The sequence below is a fragment of the Streptomyces sp. genome, assembly GCF_036566765.1.
Lineage (GTDB): Bacteria > Actinomycetota > Actinomycetes > Streptomycetales > Streptomycetaceae > Streptomyces.
The window spans coordinates 1-7184 of record NZ_DATCVQ010000276.1 but is presented as its reverse complement, the minus strand read 5'-3'; the positions used below and the strand labels follow the sequence as shown (position 1 = coordinate 7184).

Genomic DNA, 7184 nt, shown 5'->3' with positions numbered 1-7184 from the left:
TGGAACCGCCGTTCGCGCCACCGCTGCCGCCGTTCGCGCCACCGCTGCCGCCGTTCGCACCGCCGCTGCCGCCGTTCGCTCCGCCGTCGGCCCCTCCGGCGCCCCCGTCCGCCCCGTCCGCGCCGCCGTTCTCGCCCTTGCCCGCCTGGGTCGTCTCGCCGCCGCCGTTGTCGGCCGGGCAGGACTGGCCGACCAGGGAGCAGACGGCTTCCTTGAACTCGCCGGCCATCCGCCCGCCGACGTTGGTCATGAGCAGCGCCGCGATGATCGCGACGACCAGGATGATCATGCCCGTGTACTCGAGCGCCGACTGCCCGCGGTCCCGCTTCCAGGTGATCATGTGCGCCACCGAGAACGGCGGCTGATCACTCCGCGCGGAAGGGTCCGAGTCGAACCACTCCCGCGTCTCCCGTACGCACAGGAACGCCAGGATCACGATGGGCAGCAGGAGTTGGGTGAAGCCCTGGATCGATCCGTCCCGCAGGTTCCCCAAACCACCGCAGATCAACCAGATCTGAACGGCGATCAGACCCCAGCGGACCTTGTTCCCGCCGGTCCACACGCGCCGCGAGAGCACCCAGCCCACGATGCCCGGCGCGGCGCCGTAGAGCAGCATGCCGAGCACCAGGCCGTCCAGCGCGCCCACTTGGACGGCCGAGAGCATCAGCCCGAGCCCGCCCACGATGGTCGCTCCGAACAGGAAGTTCACGAGCCAGCGTGCGACCACCAACGGCGTCGGCATGGTGCGTTGCGCGGATCCGCCTGCTCCGGCGAATCCGGCGGCGTCAACGTAAAAGGACATGATCGGTCCACCCCCGGCGGCCGAGAATAGATCATGCGGGCGATCTCCACATGGGCCCCAGGGCCCAAATCCGGTCCCAACCTGGCGCTTTGCCGATGTTCCTCAGGCGGCTCTTACCCCCGCCTTAACGCCGCCCTAAAGATCCGTCCGCCCCCGTTCCGGCGGCCCGATCCGGGGTTTCGTAGGGGTGAACCACCGGTTCCACCACCCCCGAACCCGTCAAGGAGAACGTCGCCATGACCGCTCGCCGCAAGGCCGCCGCCGGATCGCTCGCCCTCGGACTCGCCTCGCTCGCCCTCGCCGGGCCGGCCGCCCTCCCGGCCGCCGCGCACGGGTCGATGACCGACCCGGTGAGCCGGGTCTCGGCCTGTTACGCGGAGGGGCCGGAGAGCCCGAAGTCCGCTGCGTGCAAGGCGGCCGTGGCGGCGAGCGGGACGCAGGCGTTCTACGACTGGAACGCGGTGAACATCGCGAACGCGGCCGGCAAGCACCGCGAGCTCATCCCGGACGGCAAGCTGTGCAGCGCGGGCAACGACAAGTACAAGGGTCTCGACCTGGCTCGCGGCGACTGGCCGGCCAGCCCGCTCACCGCCGGGAAGCACACCTTCCGCTACAAGGGGACCGCCCCGCACCGCGGCTCCTTCGCGCTGTACGTCACCAAGGACGGGTACGACCCGACGAAGCCGCTGAAGTGGTCGGACCTGGAGGCGCAGCCGTTCGCCACGGTCACCGACCCGAAGATGGAGAACGGCGACTACGTGTTCCAGGGCGACGTTCCGAAGAAGTCCGGCCGCCACCTCGTCTACTCGATCTGGCAGCGGTCCGACTCCCCCGAGGCCTTCTACACCTGCTCCGACGTGGTGTTCGGGAAGGAGAACGGGAACGGCGCGCCCGCCCCCGCCCCCAGCGCCCCGTCCGACGAGCAGATCGACGACGGCGCCGACAAGTCCTCCGTCGAGCACGGCGGCCACGGCGACGCCGACGCGCACACCGGAGCGACGCAGACGGCGCCCGCCCCCGCCCCCGAGAGCAGCGCGCCCAACGCACCCGCCCCGGCCGCCGCCGCCCCCGCCGAGGACGAGAAGCTCGCCGCCACCGGTGGCGACGCCGCGACCCCTTACCTGGCGGTCGGCGGCGCCGCCGTGCTCGCGCTCGGCGCGGCCGTGCTCTTCGCCACGACCCGCCGCGCGGCGCGTCGCTAGCCGATCACCGACGCGCAGGTGGTCGGGGTCGCGTGGGCCGGGTCGAGGGCGTTGGCGACCTCGTGGAAGGTGATCCGGTCCACCGTCCCGATCGCCACGTGCTCGGAGAGGTCGAGCGCGCACTTGTCCTGGATGAGGACGTTGGTGACGTGCTCGCCGGTGAGGAACTGGGAGCGGTACGGGGTGACCACCTGGTCGTACCGGGTGGCGATGACCGTGTACGTGACGCCGGGCACGGTGTCCCCGCCCTCGTTCAGCTTCGTGAGGAACGGCGAGCCGGCGATCTGGTCCGCGAGCCCGGGCGTGTGCGCGCTGATCAGGTCCGCGGCCCCGGGGAAGTACGGCAGCAGCTGGGTGAGGCCGAGGAGGGTGGTGCCGTGGTTGTCGGGGGCGATCCCGACGAGCGCGTTCACCTTCTCGGCCCCGCCGAGGAACTTCAGGTAGTGACGGGGCATCATGCCGCCCTGCGAGTGGCCGACCAGGTCGGCCTCGGGGGCGCCGGTGGCGGCCAGGACCCGGTCCACGTACGCGTCGAGCTGTTCCGCGGACTTGTCGATGGGGCCGAGGCCGTGGAAGAAGGGCACGCCGGGCAGCTGCCCGTAGTCGAGGGAGAAGACGCAGTACCCGCGGTTGACCAGGTACGGCGCGAGGGCGAGCCAGTTGTCGACGGAGTTGCCGAGGGTGCCGTGGACCAGCACGATCGGGCGGGGGTGGGCGGCCGAGGGCTTGCAGGAGTAGTCGTTCCAGCCCCGGCTGGGGGCGGTGTCGGCCTGGGCCGCCGCTGTGGGGGCGAGGGTCGCGGCGACGGTGAGAAGCAGGACGGACAGTGCTCTGAGCACATGTCTCCAGGGCAGCATCGATCGATCTCCTTGCGGCTCAAGGGAAATCAGGGATGAACGATGGCAGGAAGCCCTGCGGCCCGGACCACAAGTGGGGATGCTCTGCTCATGCCAAGCTACGCACGGGTAGCGTCCAGTGGGAAGTTACGCGTCGGTAAAAACTGACTTCTCGTCAATAGGGAGTAATCGGCCGCCCCGCACGGCCGCACCTCAGTCACAGCACAGCCGCACATCAGCCCCCGCACGACCGACGCATCAGGCCGCCTCGGCCCCCGACCCGCCGCCCGGCCCGTCCGGCAGGCGCCCCCGCCGCGGACGCCGCCGCGCCAGCGAGCCCGGCACGACCGCCCCCGGCCCGTACTTCTCGCGCGCCCGGTCCGCCACCGCCTCGATCCGCCGGACCTTCTCGTCCACCGGGTCGAAGGTCAGCTGGCGCCCCGCCCCCTCCGCCGGCCCGAGCCCCTCCGCGCGCAGCGCGATGCCCCGCACCCTGGCCCGCTGCAGCCCGAACGACGCCAGCAGCGCGTACGCCGCCGAGGTGAGCGCCGCCGTGTGGGCGGTCGGCTCGCGCAGGGTGCGCGTCCGGCTCGTCACGGTCCGGTCCGCGTACCGCACGGTCACCGCGAGCGAGCGGCACACCTGGTGCTCCGTCCGCATCCGGGCGCCCAGCTCGGCGGCCAGCGCGAGCAGCGCTCTGCGGTGCTCCGCCGGGTCCAACTCGTCGCGAGAGAAGCCGTGTTCGGTCGCCATGGAGCGCGCGGCGGCGTTCGGCACGACGGCGCTGCGGTCGATCCCCCTGGCCCGCTCCCACAGCTCCCGGCCGGCCCGCGCGCCGACCAGCCGCTGGAGCACGGCGAGCGGCGCGTCGGCGACCCGGCCGACGGTGTCGAGTCCGTAGCCGCACAGGGTACGGGCGGTGGTACGGCCGACCCCGTCGAGCGCGGCGACCGGGCGGTCCCGCAGGAAGGCGGCCGTGTCCTCGACGACCAGGGTGGCGCCGGGCCCGGCCTCGCGGGCGGCGACGCGGGCCGCCATCGGGGTGGGGCCGACGCCGATGACGCAGTCCATGCCGTAGAGGGCGAGCGCCCTGACCCGTACCACCGAGGCGAGTTCGGCCGCGGTCCAGCCGAAGTAGCGCAGCGCGCCGCGCACGTCGGCGAGCGCCTCGCCGGGAGGGACGGCCTGTACGACCGGGGTGAACTCGGCCAGCAGCCGGACCAGTCGGGACAGGTCCGCGTCCGCCGCTTCGGGCCGGAGCCGTATACAGAGGATCATCCCGCGCTCCCCGGACTCGAGTGCCACAGCTTCTTCGGCGGGGTCGCCGCGCCCTCGCCGGCCGGTTTGAGGTCGGCCCAGGGGTTCATCTCGTAGCCGGTGGACATGCGGATCCGCCGTCCGTCGTCCGACGAAGTCCGCTCCTCGATCTCCTCCTCGTCGTCACCGGCCTTCGGCGGCGGCTCCGCCAGCCGCGCCGCCACCGCGTCAAGGCCTCCCTCGCGGCGCAGTTCGACCAGCTCCGCGAGGTCCCAGGCCGCGGCGCCGACCACGCTGACGCTGCGCGGGCCGCGGCGCTGCACGACGCCCCGGACCAGCAGCAGCCAGGAGTGGAACACGGTGTGGGCGCAGGCGTCGTGGGAGTCGTCGAAGAAGGCGAGGTCCACAAGGCCGGTGCCGTCGTCCAGGGTGGAGAAGATCACCCGCTTGCCGGACCGGATCGGCGGGGTCTGGGTGGCCGCCTTGGCCCCCGCGACCAGCACGGTCTGGCCGTGCGCGGCGGCCCGCAGCTGCCGGGCGGAGACCACGCCGAGCTCGCGCAGGAAGCCGTGGTGGTCGCTCATGAGGTGGCGCGAGGCGTCCATCCCGAGGACGCCGAGCTCGGCGCTGAGCCGCTCCGACTCGTCGAGGTCCGGCAGTCCGACCGGGGCGGTCTTCCGCCCGTTCGCGAGCGGGAGCTGTCCGCCATAGGAGGCCGCGCCGCGGTGGACGCGGTGGAGCTCGGAGAGGTGCAGCAGCAGGTCGCGGCGGTTGGCCCCGAACGCGTCCAACGCCCCCACCTGCGCGAGGCGTTCGGCGATCGGCCTGCGCGGCCGGGCGCGCTCCCAGAAGTCGAGCAGGGAGGCGTACGGCTGGCCCGCCTCGATGCGGACGCTCTCCGCCTCGCTGATGCCATGGACGTCGCAGAGCGCGAGCCGCAGCCCCCACCGCTCCGGCGGAGCGGACACCAGTTCGATTCTGTGTGCGGCCCCGGACCGGTTCACGTCCAACGGCAGCACCGGCACCCCGCGCCGCCGCGCGTCCGCGAGCAGCAGCCGCTTCGGGTACATCCCGGGGTCGTGGGTGAGCAGCCCGGCGTAGAAGGCCGCCGGGTGGTGCGCCTTGAGCCAGGCGGACTGGTACGTGGGGACGGCGAAGGCGACCGCGTGCGCCTTGCAGAAGCCGTACGAGCCGAAGGCCTCGACGATCTCCCAGGTGCGGGCGATGACCTCGTAGTCGTAGCCGCGCCGCTCGGCCCGCTGGGCGAACCAGACCTTGATCCGCGCCTGCGACTCGGGGTGGGAGAGGCCGCGCCGCACCTGGTCGGCCTCGTCCCGGCCGCAGCCGGTCATGATGCTGACGATGCGGATGATCTGCTCGTGGAAGACGACGACGCCGTAGGTCTCCTTGAGCGCCCCCTCCAGGTCGGGGTGCGGGTAGCGGGCCGGCGTCCGGCCGTGCCGGGCCTCGATGAACGGGCGCACCATGTCGGCGGCGACCGGTCCCGGCCGGAAGAGCGAGATGTCGACGACGAGGTCGTGGAAGGTCGCGGGCTGGAGCCGGCCGACCAGGTCGCGCTGGCCGGGCGACTCGATCTGGAAGCAGCCGAGCGTCTCGGCGGACCGGATGAGCCGGTACGTCGCGGGGTCCCCGGCCGGGATCGCGTCGATGTCGACCCGCTCGCCGGCGGCCCGTTCGATCTCGGCGACGGCGTGCGCCATCGCGGACTGCATCCGCACGCCGAGCACGTCGAGCTTGAGCAGCCCGAGATCCTCCACGTCCTCCTTGTCGAACTGGGACATCGGGAACCCCTCGCCGCTGGTGGGCACCACGGGGGTGCGGGCGAGCAGCGAGGCGTCCGAGAGCAGCACCCCGCACGGGTGCATGGCGATGCCGCGGGGCAGCGCGTCGAGCCCCTCGACCAGCTCCCAGAGCTTCCCGTATCTCTCCCGCTCGCCCGCGAGTTCGCGCAGCTCCGGCAGTTCGTCGAGGGCCGCCCGGGCGTCCCGGGCGCGGATGTGCGGGAAGGACTTGGCGATCCGGTCGATCTCGGCCGGGTCCATCGAGAGGGCGGCGCCCACGTCCCGTACCGCGTGGCGGACCCGGTAGGTCTCGGGCATGGAGACGGTGGCGACGCGCTCGGCGCCGAAGCGGTCGATGATCGCGCGGTAGACGTCCAGGCGGCGGGCGGACTCGACGTCCACGTCGATGTCGGGCAGGGCGGTGCGCCGTTTGGACAGGAAGCGCTCCATGAGCAGCCCGTGCTCGACCGGGTCGGCGTGCGCGATGCCGAGGAGGTGATTGACGAGGGAGCCGGCGCCGGAGCCGCGGGCGGCCACCCGGATGCCCATCCGCCGTATGTCCTCGACGACTTGAGCGACCGTCAGGAAGTAGGTGGCGAAGCCGTGGTGGGCGATGATGTCCAGCTCGCGGTGCATCCGGTCCCAGTAGTCGCGGCGGCCGTCGTAGCCGCGCAGGACCATGCCGGCGGCGGCCCGGGAGGCGAGCACGCGCTGGGCGGTGCGGTGCGCCGCGCCGACGAGGTACGGCTCGGGGAAGTGGGCGGAGCCCATGCCGAGGTCGTCCTCGGGGTCGACGAGGCACTCCGCGGCGGTCTCCTCGGTGGCGGCGAGCAGCCGGTGCGCGGCCTCGCGGCGGAAGCCGGCCGCCTCGGCGACCCGCTCGGCGAGGCGGTGCATGGCGTCGGCGTCCTTGAGCCAGCGCTCGCCGCTGTCGAATCCGCCGAGCGCGGTGACGGGGACGAGCCGGCGGGCCGCGTCGAGGACGTCGGCGACCGGCCCCTGCCCGGGGTCGGCGTACCGGACGGCGTTGCTGAGCACGGCCCGTACGCCCTGGTCGGCGGCGAGGCCGAGGGTGCGGGCGGCCTGGCGCAGCGAGCCGGGCCCGGTGCCGTCGCGGCCGTGGTCGACGACCTCCAGGCGCAGGGCGTCGCCGTACCGCTCGCGCCAGGGGACGAGCAGCCGGGCGGCCCGGTCGGGACGGCCGGCGGCGAGGGCGCGCCCGACCTCGGAGTCGGGCCCGAGCAGCACGGTCAGCCCCTCGCCGCGGTGGGCGTCCCAGGGCAGC

The 7184-nt window shown here is 73.4% G+C and carries 4 protein-coding genes and 1 pseudogene; 1 reads left to right on the top strand and 4 read right to left on the bottom strand.

Annotated features, from left to right (window positions below):
• Positions 1 to 802, bottom strand: a pseudogene (locus VIU94_RS15430) (hypothetical protein); the annotation flags it as partial.
• Positions 803 to 1038: 236 nt separating this feature from the next.
• On the opposite strand from VIU94_RS15430, the gene VIU94_RS15425 reads away from it, so the two are divergent.
• On the top strand, positions 1039 to 2004 hold the full coding sequence (locus tag VIU94_RS15425) for a lytic polysaccharide monooxygenase auxiliary activity family 9 protein (protein WP_331911775.1): 966 nt from the start codon (positions 1039 to 1041) through the stop codon (positions 2002 to 2004).
• On the opposite strand, the gene VIU94_RS15420 is transcribed toward VIU94_RS15425, so the two are convergent.
• From VIU94_RS15420 to VIU94_RS15410, 3 genes are all read right to left on the bottom strand, one after another.
• The gene (locus VIU94_RS15420) at positions 2001 to 2861 is read right to left on the bottom strand and encodes an esterase/lipase family protein (protein WP_331911773.1); all 861 of its coding nucleotides are present in this window, start codon (positions 2859 to 2861) and stop codon (positions 2001 to 2003) included. The two genes, VIU94_RS15425 and VIU94_RS15420, sit on opposite strands and share 4 nt — an antisense overlap.
• Before the next feature lie 237 nt (positions 2862 to 3098).
• Positions 3099 to 4118 (bottom strand): DNA polymerase Y family protein, encoded by a 1020-nt coding sequence (locus tag VIU94_RS15415; protein WP_331911771.1) that lies wholly within the window; start codon positions 4116 to 4118, stop codon positions 3099 to 3101.
• A partial coding sequence (locus VIU94_RS15410) for a DNA polymerase III subunit alpha (protein ID WP_331911769.1) occupies positions 4115 to 7184 on the bottom strand: 3070 nt, incomplete at its 5' end. The genes VIU94_RS15415 and VIU94_RS15410, both read right to left, overlap by 4 nt.

Bases quoted from the DNA above. Each gene is read 5' to 3' on its own strand.
- VIU94_RS15425 (WP_331911775.1), top strand. From the start codon at position 1,039: ATGACCGCTCGCCGCAAGGCCGCCGCCGGATCGCTCGCCCTCGGACTC.
- VIU94_RS15420 (WP_331911773.1), bottom strand. From the start codon at position 2,861: ATGCTGCCCTGGAGACATGTGCTCAGAGCACTGTCCGTCCTGCTTCTC.
- VIU94_RS15415 (WP_331911771.1), bottom strand. From the start codon at position 4,118: ATGATCCTCTGTATACGGCTCCGGCCCGAAGCGGCGGACGCGGACCTG.